Consider the following 19,071-nt stretch of genomic DNA (forward strand, 5'->3'; position numbering starts at 1 on the left):
CCACGTGGTCTTGCCGCAGCGATTGCAGGGCACCGGGAAACACATCGGGTTCGAGTCCTTCGTCGTCGGTCGGCAGCCACCGTCCGTTCGGCGCGGTGGGCTGGTAGGCACCCGCCCAGTTTACCTTCGCCGGGCGAAGCGCTTTTCGTGCCTGCACCCGACGACCGTAGACTGCTCCACGTGGGTAAACCTGCCATCAGCAATGTCCTCGCCAACCGTTACGCCTCCGCAGGCCTCGCCGAGATCTGGTCGCCGAGTCACAAGATCGTTCTCGAACGGCAACTGTGGATCGCCGTTCTGAAGGCGCAGCGCGATCTCGGGATCGACGTTCCCGCGGACGCCATCGCCGACTACGAGCGAGTGGTCGACCAGATCGACCTGAATTCGATAGCCGAGCGTGAACGAGTCACCCGGCACGATGTGAAGGCTCGGATCGAGGAGTTCAACCACCTCGCCGGGCACGAGCAGATCCACAAAGGGATGACCAGTCGCGACCTCACCGAGAACGTCGAGCAACTACAGGTCCTCCGGTCGCTCCAGCACGTCCGCGGCCACGGCATCGCGATCCTGGCTCGCGTCACCGAGCGTGCTGCGTCGTACGCGACCGTTGTCATGGCTGGCCGCAGCCACAACGTCGCTGCGCAGGCAACGACGCTGGGCAAGCGTTTCGCCAGTGCCGCCGACGAACTGATGATCGCCCTCACTCGAGTGGACGAGCTGATCGCGCGCTATCCGCTGCGCGGGATCAAGGGCCCGATGGGCACCAGCCAGGACATGCTCGACCTGCTCGACGGTGACGCGGGCAAGCTCGATGAACTCGAGACGAAGGTGGCGCAGCACCTCGGATTCGCCAACGCGCTCACCTCGGTGGGTCAGGTGTACCCGCGATCCCTCGACTACGACGTGGTCTCGTCGCTCGTCCAGCTGGCCGCGGGGCCGTCGTCGTTGGCCACCACGGTGCGACTGATGGCGGGCCACGAACTGGTCACCGAGGGCTTCCAGCCAGGCCAGGTCGGCAGTTCGGCGATGCCGCACAAGATGAACACCCGCAGCTGCGAACGCGTCAACGGTCTCGCCGTCATCCTGCGCGGCTACGCGTCGATGACCGGCGAGCTCTCCGGCGCCCAGTGGAACGAGGGCGACGTGTTCTGCTCGGTGGTGCGACGCGTCGCCCTGCCGGACGCGTTCTTCGCCATCGACGGGCTGATGGAGACGTTCCTGACGGTTCTCGCCGAGTTCGGCGCCTACCCGGCGGTCATCGCCAACGAGCTCGATCGCTACCTGCCGTTCCTCGCAACCACCAAGGTGCTGATGGCGTCGGTGCGCGCCGGCGTCGGCCGCGAGTCCGCACACGAGGCGATCAAGGAGAACGCGGTGGCCGTCGCACTGGCCATGCGTGAGGAGGGGCGAGAACCCGATCTGCTCGACCGGTTGGCCGCTGATGATCGCATCCCACTCGACCGCGCCGGACTCGATGAGCTGATCGCGGATAAGACGGCCTTCACCGGTGCCGCAGAGGCCCAGGTGACGAAGGTGGTCGCCGATGCGGCCGCCTGGATCGACACCGACCCCGAGGCTGCCGGTTACCGCCCGGCCCCGATCCTCTGACCATCTGATCCGCTAACGATCAGCCGCCGAGAAGAAGGTTCCGCAACGCTCATGCGTCCCGCACTCGATTCCTACCGGCACGTCGCGTCCGGCAAAGTCCGCGACATCTACGAGATCGACGATCGGACACTGCTCCTGGTCGCCTCCGACCGGATCTCGGCGTACGACTTCAGTTTGTCGACGCCGATCCCCGACAAAGGCCGAATCCTGACCGCAGCCAGCTTCTTCTGGTTCGACGCCCTCGGCGTCCCGAACCATCTGGCAGGCGGTCCGCAGGATGACCGGATCCCTGCCGACCTCGTCGGCCGGTCGATGGTGGTGCACAAGCTGCCCATGCTGCCCGTCGAATGCGTGGCGCGCGGCTACCTGACCGGTTCGGGGCTGATCGACTACCGGGCAACCGGTGCGGTGTGCGGCGTGCAGCTGCCCGACGGGCTCGGCGAATCCGACCGCCTGCCGCAGCCGATCTTCACTCCGGCCACCAAGGCCGCGGTCGGCGATCACGACGAGAACGTATCCATCGATCAGGTCGCCGACACAGTCGGCCGCGAGCTCGCGGAGCAACTGCGTGAGACGACCCTCGACATCTACGGCCGCGGCGCCGAGCTGGCCGCCGACCGCGGCATCATTCTCGCCGACACCAAGTTCGAGTTCGGGCAGGCGCCCGACGGCTCGCTCGTCCTCGCCGACGAGGTGCTGACTCCCGATTCGTCCCGCTACTGGGACGCGCAGGACTACACGCCGGGTCGCGTGCAGCCGAGCTTCGATAAGCAGATCGTCCGCAATTGGCTGACCGGCGATGAATCGGGGTGGGACCGGAACTCGGGGGAGCAGCCGCCCGCCCTGCCCGATGAGGTGGTGGAGCGCACCCGTGCCCGCTACATCGAGGCGTACGAGCGCATCTCGAAGTTGTCCTTCGCCGACTGGCCTGACAGGCTCACCGCCGATGCCTGATACCACGATCCGCACGCAACCGCCCGTCGCCAAGAAGGTCCACTTCGAGCGCGTCCACCACGGCGACGTATTCGTCGACGAGTACGAGTGGCTGCGCGACAAGGACGACCCGGAGGTCATCGAGTACCTCAAGGGCCAGAACGCCTTCACCGAAGCTCAGACCGCCGATCTCGCAGACCTGCGCCGGACCGTGTACGAGGAGATCAAGGCGCGCACCCTCGAGACCGACATGGGTCTCCCGACGCGCAACGACCGCTTCTGGTACTTCGTTCGCACCACCGAGGGCGCCGACTATCCGCGGTACTGCCGGTGCCCGATCGCCGATGACGACGACTGGACGCCGCCCGAGGTGTCCGTGGACGCTCTCCTGCCCGGCGAAGAGGTCTTCTTCGACGCGAACATCGAGGCGAAGGGCAAGCCTTTCTTCAGCCTCGGTGCACTCTCGGTGAGCCACGACGGAACGCAGTTGGCGTACAGCGTCGACGTCGACGGCGACGAGCGGTACGCACTCAAGTTCCGTGATCTCGTCACCGGCGAGGACCTGCCGGGAGAGGTGCGGGACACCGGCGGCGGAGCCACCTGGTCCAGGGACGGCCGGTTCGTCTTCTATCCGACGGTCGACGACGCCTGGCGCCCGGACACCGTATGGCGTCACGAAGTGGGCGCGGGCTCGCCGGACGTGAAGGTCTTCCACGAGGCCGACGAACGGTACTGGGTCGGCGTCGGATCGACGCACAGTGACGACTACCTGATGATCGTCTCCGACTCGAAGCTGACCAGCGAGGCCTTCACCCTGCCCGCCGACGATCCGACGGGGGAGTTCACGAGCGTCGCCGGGCGCACCGAGGGCACCGAGTACGGAGTGGAGCACGCCCGCATCGCGGGCGAGGACTACTTCGTGATCGTGCACAACGGGATCGTCGACGGCGAGCGGGCCGTCAACTACGCCGTCGACGTGATGCCGGTCGGCGATGCGTCGGCCCGACGCACTCTGATCCCGCACGATCCGGAGCGCCGCGTCGAAGACGTCGACTGCTTCCGCGACTACCTGGTCCTCTCGTACCGGGCGAACGCCGTGCCCAAGGTGGCGATCGCCGACCTGCGCACCGTCGACGGACTGCCGTCCCCGGCCGACTTCGTCGAGGTGGTGTTCGACCAGGAACTGTGCTCACCCGGTCTGGGGTCGAACCCCGAGTGGAGCGCACCTCGGCTGCGCCTCGGGTACATGAGCTTCGTCGAGCCGGCCGAGGCGCTGGATCTCGACGTCGCGACCGGCGAGCGGACGCTGCTTCGCAGGCAGACGGTGCTCGGCGACTACGACCCGAACGACTACGTCGCGACGCGGGAGTGGGCCGTCGCCGACGATGGCACCCGTGTCCCGGTCTCGCTCGTGCGACGCCGTGATCTGCCCGCAGACACTGCGGCACCCGTGCTGCTGTGCGGATACGGCGCATACGAGATGAGCATGGATCCGGGCTTCTCGGTGGCGCGGTTGTCGTTGCTCGACCGCGGCATGGTGGTCGCGTACGCGCATGTGCGCGGCGGTGGAGAGCTGGGTCGGCCCTGGTACGAGGGCGGCCGACTGAACTTCAAGCGCAACACGTTCACCGACTTCATCGCCGTCGCCCGGCATCTGGTCGATTCGGGTCGTACGACGCCGCAGCAGCTCGTCGCCGACGGCGGCTCGGCGGGCGGTCTGCTGATGGGTGCGGTCGCGAACATGGCGCCGGAGCTGTTCCAGGGCGTGCTGGCGGCGGTGCCGTTCGTCGACGCGCTGACGTCCATCCTCGATCCGTCGCTGCCGCTGACGGTCACCGAATGGGACGAGTGGGGCGATCCGCTCCACGATCCCGAGGTGTACGAGTACATGAAGACGTACTCACCGTACGAGAACGTGGAGCCGCGCAGTTACCCGTCGATCCTGGCGTTGACGTCGCTCAACGACACGCGTGTGCTGTTCACCGAAGCTGCCAAATGGGTTGCGCGACTACAGGAGTCCACGACGTCGGGCCTGCCCGTGTTGCTGAAGACCGAGATGTCAGCGGGTCACGGCGGTGTGAGCGGACGCTACAAGCAGTGGGAGGAGACCGCGTACGAGTTCGCGTGGATCCTCCGCGAGACCGGCGCGATCTGAGGTCCGATCCAGCGGCGTCGGGGCGGAGATCGCCACCGGTACGCGTTGGGGATGCGCGACGATCGGCGTTGGAGAAAAGCGACGGGCAGCGGCTCCCTTCCCTGCGACGGCAAACCGGAGATCCGGCGGAGCGGGGACGACAGCAGACGACTGTGCCCCGCTGTTCTCACAGCGGGGCACAGGTCGTGGGTCGGGCGACGGTGTCAGTGCATGACGGCCGGCACCTGCTCCTCGGTGACGCTCTGCGCGATCTTCTTACGGGGCAGGAAGAACGCCGGGATCAGGGTCAGTGCGACCAGGACCGTGCTGACGATGAACGTCGTGGCGAACGCCGAGGCGGCGTCATCGAATCCGAGGTCGAGCATGCCCTGCGGTACGTCCGCAGGCACCATGTCCGGTGCGACGTTGGAGCCGATCGCCAAGCTGGCGCCGGCGGTCAGCAGGCCGGTGTACACGACCGTGATCACTGCGGAGCCGATCGATGACGCGGTCTGCTGGACGACGTTGACGAGAGTGGAACCGTCGTTGACCTGTTCCGGCTTCAGCGTGGCGAGAGCGGCCGACATGATCGGCATCATCGTCATGCCCATACCGAGGCCCTGCACGAACAGGGCGCCGCACAGGTAGAGGTACGACGTCTCCGGTCCGAGGAAGACGAATGCGCCCACACCGATGACCAGCAGCACCAGGCCGCCGAGTACGGACTTTCCGGGGCCGATCTTGTCGGTCATCTTGCCTGCGATGGGCATGGTCAACATGGCGCCGATGCCCTGCGGAGCCAGCAGGAGGCCTGCGATGAGCGTGGTCTCGCCGCGGACGCCGATGAAGTACTGCGGGTACAGCAGCGACGAGCCGAAGAACGCGATCATGAAGGTGACCATCGTGAGCACCGAGACCATGAGGGTCCGGTTCTTGAACAGGCGAAGGTCGATCAGCGGATTCTTAGCGCGCAGCGCGTGGAAGACGAACCCGATGATGAGCAGTGCGCCGATGATCATCGGGACGTACACCTTGGGTGCGCCGAACGTTCCCTCTTCGGCGCTCGAGGAGACGCCGAACAGGAACAGTGCCAGACCGGGTGACAGGAGAAGCAGGCCGATGCCGTCGATCGAGGGGCTGACCTTGTCCTTGTCGGTCGGCAGAGCGAACCAGGCGTAGACGATGGCGATGAGGCCGATCGGGATGTTGATCAGGAAGACCCAGTGCCAGGACGCGATCTCGATGAGCCAGCCACCGAGGATCGGTCCCGCGATCGGGCCGAGCAGCATCGGGATTCCGAGGACGGCCATGACCGAGCCGACGCGCGCCGGACCGGCTGCCTTGGTCATGATCATCATGCCGATGGGCATGAGCAGACCACCGCCGAGGCCCTGGACGACGCGGAACGCGACCAGGGTGCCGATGCTGGTGGCCATCGCGCAGAGTATCGAGCCGATCAGGAACAGAACCAGCGAGGCGAGGTACACGTTGCGGGTGCCGAACCGCGAAGCGGCCCAACTCGCGATCGGGATCACGGCTGCCAGTGCCAGGGTGTAGCCGGTCATCGACCAGGCGACGCTGGCAGGCGACGATGAGAACTCCTGCGCGAAGGTGTTCTGTGCGACGCCGACGACGGTCACGTCGAGGATCGACATGATCGCGCCGAGGACGACCACACCGGCGACGATGAACACATCGCGACCGAGTTTGTCCGGCGCAGGAGCCGAGACGGATGAAGTCATGGGGTCACTTTCTCTGGTGAGAGGTGGGTCAGGGTGTCGGTCAGGGTGTCGCGGAGTCTGGTCCGTGACGTTTCCGGTAGCGATGCGACGCAACTGGTGAGGTCGTCCGCCTTCAGCGCGAACTGGTCATCGAGCAGCGCCTGGCCCTGGTCGGTCAGGGAGAGTCGTTTGACGCGGCGGTCGGCCGGGTCCTCCCGACGGTCCACGAGTTCCAGGCCCACCAGCCGATCCGCGCCCCTCCCGGCGGCCGCGAGGGAGAGCCCCACGGCCTCAGCGAGCGCATTGACCGACATCGGTTCATCACCGTGGTGCAACACGAGGAGCATGCGGAGCTGCGAGAGCGTCAGGTCCGTGGCTGCCAGGTTGTCTGCGGTGCTGCAGAGATGCTGTTCGGCGATGTGCTCGAGAAAGCGCAGCAGCACCGAACTGGTACTGCGGACGGATTCATCGGGGAGATCGACTGAAGACACGTGAATAACTTACGCCCACGCAAATATTGCTGCAATGCAATTATTGGTGAGGCTGCTCACCGGTCGTTACGCTGTGGGACATGAGTCACTCCGACGTGAAATCCGTACCCGTCAACGCCCTCGACGGCTCGCCCGCCGACCTCTCCGAGTTCGGTGGCCCGTTGCTGGTCGTCAATGTCGCCTCCAAGTGCGGCCTCACTCCGCAGTACACGAAGCTCGAGGAACTGCAGAAGGAGTACGGCCCCAGGGGGCTGACCGTCGTCGGTGTTCCGTGCAACCAGTTCATGGGGCAGGAGCCGGGCACCGCAGACGAGATCGCGACGTTCTGCTCGACCAACTACGGCGTCACCTTCCCGCTCCTGGAGAAGTCCGACGTCAACGGCGAGGGGCGTCACCCGCTGTACGAACTTCTCACCCAGGCTCCCGACGCCGATGGCGAGGCCGGCGATATCGCGTGGAACTTCGAGAAATTCGTCGTCGGCTCGAACGGCGAGGTCCTCGCACGATTCCGTCCGACCACCGAACCGGACGCACCCGAAGTGAAGAAGGCCATCGAAGGCGCCCTCTGAACCCCTTGCCGACTGCGGTCGTGTGCGAATGCTGCGACCCAGGTCGGGCCGGGTACGATTGCTGCGGATCGTCCGGACCGCGGTAGCGGCCCGGACTTGCACATCACTTCAGTGAGGAGCGGTGCCTGATGGCGCGTGTAGTGGTCGATGTGATGCCCAAGGCCGAGATCCTGGACCCGCAGGGGCAGGCGATCTCCGGTGCGTTGGGACGTCTCGGATTCTCCGGCGTCGCCGACGTCCGGCAGGGCAAGCGATTCGAGCTGGAGGTCGACGACACCGTCTCGGACGCCGACCTCGATCGCATCGCCGAAGAATTGCTGACCAACACGGTCATCGAGAACTTCGCCGTCTCACGCGTGGCTGAGTGATCGCGTCATGACCGCTCGCATCGGAGTCATCACCTTTCCCGGCACCCTCGACGACGTCGACGCCGCCCGCGCCGTGCGCATGGCAGGCGGCGAATCCGTCTCGCTCTGGCACGGCGACGCCGACCTCAAGGGCGTCGACGCCGTCGTCGTCCCCGGTGGATTCTCGTACGGCGACTACCTCCGCTGCGGGGCGATCGCCAAGTTCGCGCCGGTGATGGGCGAGGTCGTGGCCGCCGCCGAACGCGGTATGCCGGTGCTCGGTATCTGCAACGGCTTCCAGATCCTGTGCGAGGCGGGGCTCCTGCCGGGGGCCCTGGCCCGTAACGAGGGTCTGCACTTCGTCTGCCGTGATCAGTGGCTGCGCGTGGAGTCGAACACCACCGCTTGGACCACTCGTTACGAGCTCGGCGCCGAGATCCTCATCCCGCTGAAGTCGGGGGAGGGGCGCTACGTCGCCTCCGACGAGACCCTGGAGGAGTTGAAGGGCGAAGGCCGCATCGCGTTCACCTACGCGGGTGACAACCCCAACGGCTCGCAGCTCGACATCGCCGGCATCTCCAGCGCGAACGGCCGCGTCGTCGGATTGATGCCGCACCCCGAGCACTCGATCGAGGCTCTCACCGGTCCGTCCGACGACGGTCTGGGTCTCTTCTACTCGGCACTCGACGCGGTCCTGGCAGCAGTCTGATCCGGTCATGAGTCTGATCCCGTCATGGTGAGCACCGCGACGTTCCGGACCAGCGCGTCGGCGGAGGGTCTCGGCGAGTTCGTCGACGCTTCGCCGTCGCCGTTCCACGTGTGCCGCACAGTGGCCGCCGAACTCGACCGAGCCGGCTACACGCAGATCTCCGAGGATCAGCCGTGGGCCGACTCGGCGGCATCGGGCGGGCGTGCCTACGTGGTCCGCGGTGGCTCGATCATCGCGTGGGACGCGCAGCCCGCTCCGACACTCGCCGAGCCGCGCACGGGGTTCCGCATCGTCGGTGGCCACACGGACAGCCCGAACCTTCGGGTCAAGCAGCACCCGGACCGCCGGTCGGCGGGCTTGTCGACGGTGGCGCTCGAACCGTACGGCGGCGCATGGCTCAATTCGTGGCTCGACCGCGACCTCGGCATCTCCGGTCGCATCGCGTACGCCGACGGATCACGGGTGGCGCACCGGCTGGTGTGCATCGACGAGCCGGTCCTGCGCGTGCCCCAACTCGCCATTCACCTGTCCGAGGACCGCAAGGGCGTTCATCTCGACCCGCAGCGCCACGTCGACGCGGTGTGGGGCGTGGAGGAGACCGGACCCTTCCTGGACTGGGTCGCAGAACGCTCCGACGTCGATCCCGGCAGCGTGCTCGGTTGGGAGCTGATGACGCACGACGTGACGCCCTCCCGGATCGTCGGGGCGCGCGGTGAGCTGCTCAGCGCGCCGCGGCTGGACAATCAGGGCACCTGCTACGCCGGGCTCCGAGCGCTCCTGGACGCCGAGCGGACGGGGCCGATCACCGTCCTGGCACTCTTCGATCACGAAGAGGTCGGGTCGGGCTCTGAGCGGGGAGCGTCCAGCGACTTCCTGGTCACCGTGCTGGAGCGGATCATCGCGGCGCGCGGTGGCGGCCGGGACGAGTTCCTGCAGGCGATGGCGTCGAGCCGGTGCGCGTCCGGCGACATGGCGCACGCCACTCACCCGAACTATCCGGACCGGCACGAGCCGTCTCATCGCATCGACGTGAACGGCGGTCCGGTCCTCAAGGTGAACCAGAATCTCCGCTACGCATCCGACGCGGTCGGCGAGGCGGAGTTCGCGATGGCCTGTCGTGATGCGGGCGTCGAGTTGCAGAGATACGTTCACCGCGCGGACCTGCCGTGCGGTTCGACGATCGGGCCGCTCACCGCCACCCGCACCGGCCTGTTGACCGTCGACGTCGGTGCACCCCAGTTGGCGATGCACAGCTGCCGCGAATTGATGGGCGCGCTCGATGTGCCGATGTACTCGGCGGCGCTCCGCGCGTTCCTGGAGCGCTGACTACCTCGCGTCGTAACTGTCCTGCGACGCATGGACGTCGTTGAGCCGACCTTCGACGAGGTCGATGAGCCCGGCCAGCCGGTCGGCGGTCTCCGCCCCGAGGTGGGTGAGCGAGTACTCGACTCTCGGCGGAATGGCCTGCAGCACTTCGCGGTTCACGAAACCGTCGCGCTCGAGGGCTTGAAGGCTCACGGAGAGCATGCGCTCGCTGACCCCGTCGACTCGACGGCGAAGGGCGCTGAAGCGCATCTCCCCGTCACGCAGTGCGACCAAGGCGAGCAGGCCCCATCGGCTCGTAACGTTCTGGAGCACACCACGCGACGCGCAATCTCGGGCGAACACGTCCGCCTCCAGCGTCGGGACGACGTCGCAGTCGGTCGGAGACTTCTCGGGCATGACGCTCATCATACGCCCGTTTCTGATTGCACTTACTTGTGCTGTTGCACATTACTAAAAGTAAGTGGACAGTGGATAGTGCCGACGTGGGTGCCGATGCAACCGCGTGATCACCGGCCATCTGATCAACAGAGGAGAAGCTCATGACCACCTATGCAGTAACCGGTGCCACCGGCGGACTCGGCGGAGCCGCTGTGCAGGCGCTCATCGCGCGAGGAGCGAAGCCGGCGGACATAGTCGCCGTCGTCCGTGACGAATCGAAGGCGGGTGGACTCCGTGATGCGGGCGTGTCCATCCGCATCGCCGATTACGAGTCAGCCGACGCTCTGGTGGCGGCGCTCGACGGAGTGGACCGGCTGCTGCTGGTCTCCAGCCCCGAAGTCGGCCGTCGGCTGCCGCAACATCGCAATGTCGTCGACGCTGCGAAGTCGGCGGGCGTGCGGCTGATCGCGTACACGAGCCTGCTCGCGGCCGACTCGTCTCCGCTCATGCTGGCAGAGGAGCACACAGCGACCGAGGGATACCTCGCGGAGGCGGGCATCGATCACGTCCTGCTCCGCAACGGCTGGTACTCGGAGAACTACGCGGCATCGGCGCCCGCTGCCATCGACGGTGGCGTCTTCCACGGTGCCGCGGGGGCCGCGAAGGTCGCTCCGGCAGCGCGCGCCGACTTCGCTGACGCGGCGGCGGCGGCGCTGCTGAACCCGACGCCGGGCGCGGTGTACGAGCTCGCCGGGTCGGAGCACATGACGTACGACGATATCGCGGCGACGTTCGCCGAGGTCTCCGGCGAGCCCGTGCGCTACCAGTCCGTGTCGCGCGAGGACTACGCTGCTGCTCTCACCGCCGCCGGAATGCCCGAAGCCGCGGTCGCGGTGATCTCCGATTCGGACGCAGGTGCTGCGCAGGGCGCGCTGGACTCGGCGTCCACGGACCTGCAGGACCTGCGTGGAGCGAAGAGCACGCCGTTCGTGGACGTCATCCGCGCGGCTCTGGCCTGACGCTCACCCGATCCGGATCACCGGAGCACGCTCAGCGTGGATCCCTGCCGAAGCACGATACGGCCGTCGATGACCGACGGCTCGCCGTTGATCGGCAGGGTCCACGCCTGTGCGCCTGTGGACGGGGCGAAGGCGGTGAGTTGGTTGCGATTCCCGAACACGGCGATGTCGTCGGACGATCCCACACACGACAGCACGTCGATGTTCGCATCGGGAGCGTCGAATGCGGGCGGGGGCAATTCGCCGAGCCGGGAGCCGTCGTCGAGCCGGAAGAACACTCGGGAGCGGTCCTTGCGGGCGAACGAGACCTGCGGTCCGCACGGCCGGGCGTGGACCTTCGACAGTTCCGGATCGGACACCTGCCAGCGCGCGTCGCCGGTCGCCGGGTCCATCACCTGGTACCGGCCGTGGGCATCGAGGACCTGATCTCCGCCCGAGGTCAGGACCGGAAGCACCGACGGACCGCTCAGCACGCGGAGGCCGTCAGCGGTGTGTGCGGATTCGGACTGGATCTCGCCGTTGGTGAGCGGATGGAATGCGACGGACGGTCGGCCGTCGTTGGTGCGGGACATCAGGATGCCGGTCGGGTAGGTGTCCACGGTGCACGATTCGCAGGTCACGATGTCGTCGCCGGTCTCCGGATCGAGAACGAAGCGGTTGCCGTCGGTCGTCTCCACCACCAGTGCTGCGTCCTGGTATCTCGCGGTCGCGGTCGCGGCGAACGTGCGCTGCCAGACGACGTCGCCGGTCTCCGTCTGCCGCGACACCTGGTAGCCGGTGTCGTTCACGTGGAGGAAATCGGATCCGAGGCCGACGAGTTCGGCCGTATCCGAGCCCTCCGACATGCGTGCGGCGCTTCCGCTGCCGCGGTCGATTCGGTAGAAACCGTTGTCCGGGCCGTCCGTGCGCATGCGGACTGCGCACCCGATTCCGCCCTGGGCGTCGAAAGCACACGCACCGAAACCCGCATCGACCGGCGTCTTCCAGCGGGAGACGCCGGTGGCGGCGTCGACGAGGAGGTACTCGTGCCGGATGCCGGCGCTGTAGGAGACCAGCCAGTCGTCGCCGTGGGTGTCTGCGACGGTGATGTCGCCGTCGCCGGTGAGTCCGGGCATCGACGTGTGGTCGATCGTCCACTGCTCCACGGGCGCGGACGCGTAGTCCCGCAGTTCCCCGTGGGACGCGTGTCCCGGCGTCTCGCCCGATCCGGGCGCGAGGACGATTCCGGCGCTGACGGCCATGGCCACGGCCCCCGCCGCGGCGACCGTTCCCATTCCGAACGGGAGTCGGCGCGCCGCCGAACGGATAGACATGACATCAGTCAATCATGATGTCGGCTATGGCGGATTCCGGGCCGGACTGCGCGAATCCGCTGCCCTCAGGAGTCGGTCCGCGTCCTCGCTTCGCTGTTCCTGCGCATTGCCGACACGTCGACGGCCGGATCTCGGCGTATCGTCGCGGAGAAGTTCCCGTACACGTGTCGGTGGTGCGCGGAATGGTGTGACGGCCGATCGACGTCGGACGCCGCTGACTGCCGTTCGCTCACGGCGTAGCGTCCCGGGAACATCGGTCCTGCGTGCGGCGTTGTCTAGGTCAGACCCCCGTCGAAGTCTCCGGTATCTGCCGGAGGGCTGGAGTAAGTGAGGAAGCGCACGGCCGGGCCACTAGAGTAGAGGTCAGGCTGGTCGTCACCTTCAGCCACGGGCTTCGTGGCAACGACCGGGGCGCAAGCAATCGAGGGAGAACAATGTTCGAACGGTTCACCGACCGCGCACGCCGGGTTGTCGTCCTGGCGCAGGAAGAAGCGCGGATGCTCAACCACAATTACATCGGCACCGAGCACATCCTGCTCGGCCTCATCCATGAAGGTGAGGGCGTGGCGGCGAAGGCGCTCGAGTCGCTCGGCATCTCGCTCGAAGCCGTGCGCAGCCAGGTGGAGGAGATCATCGGCCAGGGCCAGCAGGCCCCGTCCGGTCACATCCCGTTCACTCCGCGCGCCAAGAAGGTGCTCGAGCTGAGTCTGCGGGAGGCACTTCAGCTCGGCCACAATTACATCGGCACCGAGCACATCCTGCTCGGCCTGATCCGCGAGGGCGAAGGCGTCGCCGCACAGGTGCTCGTCAAGCTGGGCGCCGACCTGAACCGGGTCCGCCAGCAGGTCATCCAGCTCCTGTCCGGATACCAGGGCAAGGAGCCGGAGGCTGCGGGCACCGGTGGTCGTTCCAGCGACTCGGGTACGCCGTCGACGTCGCTCGTGCTCGACCAATTCGGCCGCAATCTGACGACCGCGGCGACCGAGGGGAAACTCGACCCGGTCGTCGGCCGGGAGAAAGAGGTCGAGCGGATCATGCAGGTCCTCTCGCGCCGCACCAAGAACAACCCGGTCCTCATCGGCGAGCCCGGTGTCGGTAAGACCGCCGTCGTCGAGGGCCTGGCGCAGGCGATCGTGTCCGGCAACGTGCCGGAGACCCTCAAGGACAAGCAGCTGTACACGCTCGACCTGGGTTCGCTGGTCGCAGGCAGCCGCTACCGCGGTGACTTCGAGGAACGACTCAAGAAGGTCCTCAAGGAGATCAATACCCGCGGCGACATCATCCTGTTCATCGATGAGCTCCATCAGCTCGTCGGTGCGGGTGCAGCCGAGGGCGCGATCGATGCCGCCAGCATCCTGAAGCCGAAACTGGCACGAGGCGAGCTGCAGACGATCGGCGCCACCACGATCGACGAGTACCGCAAGTACATCGAGAAGGACGCTGCGCTGGAACGACGCTTCCAGCCGGTCCAGGTGGGCGAACCGTCGGTGGAGCACACGATCGAGATCCTCAAGGGTCTGCGTGACCGCTACGAGCAGCACCACAAGGTGTCCATCACCGACGGTGCGCTGGCTGCTGCCGCGTCGCTCGCCGATCGCTACATCAACGACCGATTCCTGCCCGACAAGGCGATCGATCTCATCGATGAGGCCGGTGCGCGGATGCGCATCCGCCGGATGACCGCGCCGCCAGACCTGCGCGAGTTCGACGATCGCATCGCCGAGGCGCGCAAGGAGAAGGAATCCGCGATCGACGCGCAGGACTTCGAGAAGGCCGCCAGCCTCCGCGACAAGGAGAAGCAACTGGTCGCCGAGCGGTCCGAGCGTGAGAAGCAGTGGCGTGCCGGTGACCTCGATGTGGTCTCCGAGGTCGACGACGAGCAGATCGCCGAGGTTCTCGGGAACTGGACCGGTATCCCGGTCTTCAAGCTCACCGAGGAGGAGACCACTCGTCTGCTGCACATGGAGGACGAGGTCCACAAGCGGATCATCGGACAGAACGACGCCGTCAAGGCCGTCTCGAAGGCGATCCGCCGTACTCGCGCAGGTTTGAAGGACCCGAAGCGTCCGTCGGGCTCGTTCATCTTCGCCGGACCGTCGGGTGTCGGTAAGACCGAGCTGAGCAAGGCGCTCGCCAACTTCCTGTTCGGCGAGGACGATGCGCTCATCCAGATCGACATGGGCGAGTTCCACGACCGGTTCACCGCGTCGCGTCTGTTCGGTGCGCCTCCCGGCTACGTCGGCTACGACGAGGGCGGCCAGCTCACCGAGAAGGTGCGCCGTAAGCCGTTCTCGGTGGTGCTGTTCGACGAGATCGAGAAGGCTCACCAGGAGATCTACAACACGCTCCTGCAGGTTCTCGAAGACGGCCGTCTCACCGACGGTCAGGGCCGAACGGTCGACTTCAAGAACACGGTGCTGATCTTCACGTCGAACCTGGGTACCTCCGACATCTCGAAGGCCGTCGGCATGGGCTTCAGCAACGACTCCGGCGAGGGCAACAACTACGACCGGATGAAGCAGAAGGTCAACGACGAGCTGAAGAAGCACTTCCGCCCGGAGTTCCTGAACCGCATCGACGACGTCATCGTCTTCCACCAGCTGCAGCGTGACGAGATCCTGCAGATGGTCGACCTGATGATCGACCGTGTCGAGACGCAGCTCAAGAACAAGGACATGGATATCGAGCTGACCGAGCAGGCGAAGAACCTGCTGGCCAAGCGCGGTTTCGATCCGGTTCTCGGTGCGCGCCCGCTGCGTCGCACCATTCAGCGCGAGATCGAGGATCAGCTCAGTGAGAAGATCCTGTTCGAGGAGCTGAAGGCGGGCCAGATCATCCTGGTCGACGTCGAGGGCTGGGACGGCGAAGACGACGGCGAGGATGCTCGCTTCACCTTCACCGGCTCGGAGCGCCCGCGTGAGGTTCCGGACGGTCCCGCCGAGCTGACCAAGGCGTCGGACGAGGCCTGATCGGCGACAATCGCACACAGACCGGTGGCCGGTGGATCGACGATCCGCCGGCCACCGGTCGTTCTGCGTATCGGCCCCTCCGCGCGGTGGCGCGCCGTCACCGGGTGATCTCTAGGCTGATTCCGTTGGTTCGCCGCCCCGGCAGCCTGGCCGTGACTACGAATTCGGGAGACTCCCCATGACCTACGGACCACCGAACTCGACTCCATCGGAGCCGAATCAAGCACGGGTGCCGACTGCGCACGATTCGTCCGCTCAACCGCCGGCATTGCAGCGACTGCTGGCCCCGACCGCAGCGCCGAATCTGAAGAGCTTGCTGATCGGCGCGGTCATCGCTCTCGTCGGCTTGCTGCTGATCGTCTTCGGATTCCTCAACTGGCTGTCGTACTCGGCCACGAAGTCCCTCGGCCCCGTCGACGCCTCGGTGGCTCTCGACCTTTCGGTGAGCGGCGTCGGAAATCCCACGGCGGACACAGAGGTCAGGCTGCCCGACGCCATCCCGGCCGTTGTCAGGGACGGGATGGAAGAGCGAGTCGCGGCCGACGCGTCCGATGTCGAGAACAGGGAAGACGGTCCAGGTTCTCCTGCCACGTGGACGATCGTGTGCGGTGTGCTGCTCATCGCCGGCGGCGCTCTGATGGCGCTGCGTCGGTTCCCCGGAATCGGCGCCGTCATCGCGGCGCTCGCAGGCCTGGCTGCCACGTGCTCGTCGATCGCGTTCGTCGCCGATCCGCTCGGCGCGTTCGGCGGGAACATGACTGGTGAGAACTCGGGGGCCGATCTGCAGTACAGCGCGGGGTACGGACTCTGGCTCACCCTGATCGCGTCGCTGGTGGCGCTCGCGGCGGCTGCTCTTGCCGTCGCCGTCACGCTCGCACCCGGTCGGTCCGACGGCGTGCCGGTGCGGCAGGCGTTCGGCCAGTCAGGGTCAGGCCAGGAAGGGTCAGTCCAGTCAGGGTCAGGCCAGTCGGACGCGGACTGGTCGGTCATAGACTCCGAGCAGCCGCCGCAGAGCTGAATCGGCAGGAAATGCCCCGTTCAGTACATTTGCTTGAACGGCACCAGTGGTGGCTGAAACCTAAGAAACCCTTAGACTCGGGGCGTCGAAGGTCTGCCGTGGCGGACCCTGTACGCGTTACAAGAGGGGAATTGTCGATGACCTACGGATCGCCGTACCCGCAGCAGCCACCTGCCGATCAGCCGCACGGCCAGCCGCAGTACGACCCGCCGCAGTACGACCCGCCGCAGTACGGGCAGCCGCAGTACGGGCAGCAAGCACCGTTCAGTCAGAAGCCGAACCGGTTGGCCGCATTGACCGCTCCGGTTGCACGGCAGTCGGCGAAGTTGTTCCAGGCCGGTATCGGCGTCGCCGCAGCTGGATTGCTCCTGGTGATCTTCAGTTGCCTGAGCTGGGTCACGGAGAAGGACGACGGAAGCGGACTCGAGGCGTCGTACTCGGGACTGGGCGGACTGAGCGTGTCCGGTGAGTACGCAGATCGAGTATCCGAAAGCAAGGTCGCCGAGTTCGAGGACATGCTCAGTGCGCCGGGGGCCTGGACGCTCGCGTTCGGCGTACTGCTGGTGCTAGCGGGCGCAGTGCTGATCGCGCGCCGGTTTCAGTCGCTCGCCGCAGTCGCAGCAGCCGCGCTGGGTTTCGCGGCGTTCGTGGCGGCGATCGTCTTCTTCTCGTCCCCGGTCGGTGCACTGGATGGGGACAGCGAAGTGATCAATCCGGATAATGCGAGCCGCGGCTACGGTCTCTGGCTCGTCTTCTTCGGCGGACTGATCGCACTGGCCGTCGGAGTTTATGCGCTCGGATTGGCGCTCTTCCCGGAGAGGTTCGGCACACCGTCGCAGCCTGGCGGTCAGCAGCAGTTCGGTGCGGCAGGACATGGCCAGCAGCAGTACGGTCAGTTCGGCCAGCAGCAGTACGGCCAGCCCCAGCAGTTCGGTCAACCCCAGCAGTTCGGGCAGCAGCAGTTCGGCCAGCAGCAGTTCGGCCAGCCCGACCAGTACGGACAGCAGCAGTCACCGCAGGGCGCACAGCCAGGCTACGGCCAGGCTCAGGGCTACAGCCACCAGCAGGGCTACGCGGCGCCCCAGCAGCCGGGCTACGGCCAGGCTCAGGGTTACGGCGAAGCCCAGGGCTACGGGCAGGCACCGGGGTTCGGCCAGCAGGGATACGGACAGCCGCAGGGCGGATACCCGCAGCAGCCCGGATACGGGCAGCACAGCAACGGACAGTAGTCACCGCGATGCCGGCCACTGACTCCAGACCTGTCGGCTGACGACTGAACATCCCGGCCGTCGAACGTTCCGAACGCTCGACGGCCGGGTCGTTTTCACGGGATCGTTCGTCATCACGGCAGGGGCGGCGGATCTCACACCGCGGATGGGGAGGGGCGATAGGCGCATTCACAGGTATTTATGTGAAACTGCCATGCATGCCCTCCACAAAATTTTCGGCCTCGCGCGCTTTGGTCGTCGTCTTGGTGATGGCCGTCGTGGCCGTGCTCGGCGTCGCCATCGCGTCGTACCGGGACGCGGGGAGCGGTGCGGCGACCCCGCACATGGCAGCCAAGACCGGGCAGGCCGAGCAGCGAGCGGCCTGGGCCGACCGGCAGAAGTACGTCGCCATGGGCAGCTCTTTCGCGTCGGGGCCGTCGTCCAACAAGCGCGGACCGAACAACTGCGGGCGCAGTGACGACAACTACCCCAACCGGGTGTCGGACGCGCTCGGCATGCGTCTGGTGGATGTGACGTGCGCGAGTTCGACCTCGTCGGACATCCTGACCCCGTCGAAGCGCTACAAGAAGCCCGCGCAGCTGGACGCAGTAACCTCGGACACCCGCCTGGTCACCATCACGACCGGCGGGAACGACGTCGGGTACATCGGGCGCCTCAGTGTTCAGAGCTGCGCCCACATGGCGGCGATGGGCAAGCGCCCGCTGCGCTGCAACTCGGAGAAGCTCCCGTCGCCGACTCCGGTGCCCGCTGACTTCTTCGACGTGACGCGACAGCTGAACAAGATCGTGCATGCCGTGCACAAGCGCGCCCCGAGGGCGAAGGTCGTCATCGTCGACTACCTCCCGGTGGCCACTCTCGCCGACATGTCCTGCCCCGAGCTGCCCTTGGCACCGTGGCAGGTCCTCGACACCGTCACCATCGGCGAGAGCCTGGCGGCCGCGACAGCGCGGTCGGCGGCCGCGACCCACACGACGCTGGTGAAGGCATCGCAGGCGGGTAAGGAGCACACGGTGTGCTCGTCGAAGCCGTGGCTGCAGGGGTTCCCCGGCCACCCGCCCTATCACCCCACGACAGCGGGCAAGAAGGGCGTCGCGCAGTTGATCCTGAACAAGCTGCGCTGAGTTCTCAACGCGTCGACCGTCGCGATAGCCGGCAGTCGGCATCATCTAGAAGTCTCGAGAGTCCCCGGGCGATCCTGGATCGTCTGGGGATCTCTGAGTTGGTGGCGCGATTCCATATCACCGCAAGACCCTCGGACAGTGAGTAGCTGCCAGGTCCGGTGACGCTGATCGAAGCAGCGACGCGGC

Annotated in this window: 16 protein-coding genes; 12 read left to right on the top strand and 4 right to left on the bottom strand. The window is 66.6% G+C overall.

Annotated elements, in window-relative coordinates; genetic code table 11:
- Positions 1-180 precede the first annotated feature (180 nt).
- From purB to FO044_RS01995, 3 genes are read left to right on the top strand one after another with little or no spacing between them, the layout of a single operon-like run.
- A complete protein-coding gene (purB, locus tag FO044_RS01985) occupies positions 181-1,608 on the top strand; it encodes an adenylosuccinate lyase (RefSeq protein ID WP_132993002.1) in 1,428 nt (475 codons plus the stop codon).
- 51 nt (positions 1,609-1,659) lie between these two features.
- On the top strand, positions 1,660-2,562 hold the full coding sequence (locus FO044_RS01990) for a phosphoribosylaminoimidazolesuccinocarboxamide synthase (RefSeq protein ID WP_132993003.1): 903 nt from the start codon (positions 1,660-1,662) through the stop codon (positions 2,560-2,562).
- Positions 2,555-4,696: a S9 family peptidase gene (locus tag FO044_RS01995; protein WP_132993004.1), complete on the top strand. Its 2,142-nt coding sequence runs from the start codon at positions 2,555-2,557 to the stop codon at positions 4,694-4,696. Before FO044_RS01990 ends, FO044_RS01995 begins: the two co-directional genes overlap by 8 nt.
- A gap of 203 nt (positions 4,697-4,899) precedes the next feature.
- Here the strand turns inward: FO044_RS01995 and FO044_RS02000 are convergent, their stop codons facing one another.
- A complete protein-coding gene (locus FO044_RS02000; RefSeq protein ID WP_132993005.1) occupies positions 4,900-6,417 on the bottom strand; it encodes a DHA2 family efflux MFS transporter permease subunit in 1,518 nt (505 codons plus the stop codon).
- Positions 6,414-6,887, bottom strand: a complete 474-nt coding sequence (locus FO044_RS02005; RefSeq protein ID WP_132993006.1) for a MarR family winged helix-turn-helix transcriptional regulator — start codon at positions 6,885-6,887, stop codon at positions 6,414-6,416. The genes FO044_RS02000 and FO044_RS02005 overlap by 4 nt, the downstream gene beginning before the upstream one ends.
- Positions 6,888-6,967: 80 nt before the next feature.
- On the opposite strand from FO044_RS02005, the gene FO044_RS02010 reads away from it, so the two are divergent.
- The 4 genes from FO044_RS02010 to FO044_RS02025 all read left to right on the top strand — a co-directional run bounded on the left by FO044_RS02010 (position 6,968) and on the right by FO044_RS02025 (position 9,838).
- The gene (locus FO044_RS02010) at positions 6,968-7,456 is read left to right on the top strand and encodes a glutathione peroxidase (protein WP_132993007.1); all 489 of its coding nucleotides are present in this window, start codon (positions 6,968-6,970) and stop codon (positions 7,454-7,456) included.
- 128 nt (positions 7,457-7,584) lie between these two features.
- The gene (gene purS / locus FO044_RS02015; RefSeq protein ID WP_132993008.1) at positions 7,585-7,824 is read left to right on the top strand and encodes a phosphoribosylformylglycinamidine synthase subunit PurS; all 240 of its coding nucleotides are present in this window, start codon (positions 7,585-7,587) and stop codon (positions 7,822-7,824) included.
- A 7-nt stretch (positions 7,825-7,831) separates the two neighbouring features.
- The gene (purQ, locus tag FO044_RS02020) at positions 7,832-8,512 is read left to right on the top strand and encodes a phosphoribosylformylglycinamidine synthase subunit PurQ (RefSeq protein WP_132993009.1); all 681 of its coding nucleotides are present in this window, start codon (positions 7,832-7,834) and stop codon (positions 8,510-8,512) included.
- A gap of 24 nt (positions 8,513-8,536) precedes the next feature.
- Positions 8,537-9,838: a M18 family aminopeptidase gene (locus tag FO044_RS02025; protein ID WP_132993010.1), complete on the top strand. Its 1,302-nt coding sequence runs from the start codon at positions 8,537-8,539 to the stop codon at positions 9,836-9,838.
- Here the strand turns inward: FO044_RS02025 and FO044_RS02030 are convergent, their stop codons facing one another.
- Positions 9,839-10,234 (bottom strand): winged helix-turn-helix transcriptional regulator, encoded by a 396-nt coding sequence (locus FO044_RS02030; protein ID WP_235831407.1) that lies wholly within the window; start codon positions 10,232-10,234, stop codon positions 9,839-9,841.
- Positions 10,235-10,377: 143 nt separating this feature from the next.
- Here FO044_RS02030 and FO044_RS02035 point away from each other — a divergent pair, with 143 nt between their 5' ends.
- The gene (locus FO044_RS02035) at positions 10,378-11,235 is read left to right on the top strand and encodes an NmrA family NAD(P)-binding protein (protein ID WP_132993011.1); all 858 of its coding nucleotides are present in this window, start codon (positions 10,378-10,380) and stop codon (positions 11,233-11,235) included.
- Positions 11,236-11,252: 17 nt separating this feature from the next.
- Here FO044_RS02035 and FO044_RS02040 read toward each other — a convergent pair whose 3' ends face one another.
- A complete protein-coding gene (locus FO044_RS02040) occupies positions 11,253-12,548 on the bottom strand; it encodes a PQQ-binding-like beta-propeller repeat protein (RefSeq protein WP_132993012.1) in 1,296 nt (431 codons plus the stop codon).
- A gap of 434 nt (positions 12,549-12,982) precedes the next feature.
- Between FO044_RS02040 and FO044_RS02045 the strand changes: the two genes are divergently transcribed.
- The 4 genes from FO044_RS02045 to FO044_RS02060 all read left to right on the top strand — a co-directional run bounded on the left by FO044_RS02045 (position 12,983) and on the right by FO044_RS02060 (position 18,885).
- The gene (locus FO044_RS02045; RefSeq protein WP_132993013.1) at positions 12,983-15,517 is read left to right on the top strand and encodes an ATP-dependent Clp protease ATP-binding subunit; all 2,535 of its coding nucleotides are present in this window, start codon (positions 12,983-12,985) and stop codon (positions 15,515-15,517) included.
- Between the two features lie 178 nt (positions 15,518-15,695).
- Complete coding sequence (locus tag FO044_RS02050; protein WP_143965298.1) at positions 15,696-16,535, top strand: hypothetical protein; 840 nt, start codon at positions 15,696-15,698, stop codon at positions 16,533-16,535.
- A gap of 137 nt (positions 16,536-16,672) precedes the next feature.
- Entirely contained in the window at positions 16,673-17,764 is a 1,092-nt protein-coding gene (locus FO044_RS02055; protein WP_132993015.1) for a hypothetical protein, read from the top strand.
- A gap of 197 nt (positions 17,765-17,961) precedes the next feature.
- Positions 17,962-18,885 (top strand): SGNH/GDSL hydrolase family protein, encoded by a 924-nt coding sequence (locus tag FO044_RS02060; RefSeq protein ID WP_132993016.1) that lies wholly within the window; start codon positions 17,962-17,964, stop codon positions 18,883-18,885.
- The last annotated feature ends 186 nt before the right edge of the window (positions 18,886-19,071 follow it).

Source organism: Gordonia zhaorongruii (assembly GCF_007559005.1).
GTDB classification, from domain to species: Bacteria; Actinomycetota; Actinomycetes; order Mycobacteriales; family Mycobacteriaceae; genus Gordonia; species Gordonia zhaorongruii.

Coding starts and splice junctions, on each gene's coding strand:
- FO044_RS01990 (WP_132993003.1), top strand. CDS start 1,660: ATGCGTCCCGCACTCGATTCCTACCGGCACGTCGCGTCCGGCAAAGTC.
- FO044_RS01995 (WP_132993004.1), top strand. CDS start 2,555: ATGCCTGATACCACGATCCGCACGCAACCGCCCGTCGCCAAGAAGGTC.
- FO044_RS02000 (WP_132993005.1), bottom strand. CDS start 6,417: ATGACTTCATCCGTCTCGGCTCCTGCGCCGGACAAACTCGGTCGCGAT.
- FO044_RS02010 (WP_132993007.1), top strand. CDS start 6,968: ATGAGTCACTCCGACGTGAAATCCGTACCCGTCAACGCCCTCGACGGC.
- purS (WP_132993008.1), top strand. CDS start 7,585: ATGGCGCGTGTAGTGGTCGATGTGATGCCCAAGGCCGAGATCCTGGAC.
- purQ (WP_132993009.1), top strand. CDS start 7,832: ATGACCGCTCGCATCGGAGTCATCACCTTTCCCGGCACCCTCGACGAC.
- FO044_RS02025 (WP_132993010.1), top strand. CDS start 8,537: ATGGTGAGCACCGCGACGTTCCGGACCAGCGCGTCGGCGGAGGGTCTC.
- FO044_RS02030 (WP_235831407.1), bottom strand. CDS start 10,234: ATGCCCGAGAAGTCTCCGACCGACTGCGACGTCGTCCCGACGCTGGAG.
- FO044_RS02035 (WP_132993011.1), top strand. CDS start 10,378: ATGACCACCTATGCAGTAACCGGTGCCACCGGCGGACTCGGCGGAGCC.
- FO044_RS02040 (WP_132993012.1), bottom strand. CDS start 12,548: ATGTCTATCCGTTCGGCGGCGCGCCGACTCCCGTTCGGAATGGGAACG.
- FO044_RS02045 (WP_132993013.1), top strand. CDS start 12,983: ATGTTCGAACGGTTCACCGACCGCGCACGCCGGGTTGTCGTCCTGGCG.
- FO044_RS02050 (WP_143965298.1), top strand. CDS start 15,696: ATGACCTACGGACCACCGAACTCGACTCCATCGGAGCCGAATCAAGCA.
- FO044_RS02055 (WP_132993015.1), top strand. CDS start 16,673: ATGACCTACGGATCGCCGTACCCGCAGCAGCCACCTGCCGATCAGCCG.
- FO044_RS02060 (WP_132993016.1), top strand. CDS start 17,962: ATGCCCTCCACAAAATTTTCGGCCTCGCGCGCTTTGGTCGTCGTCTTG.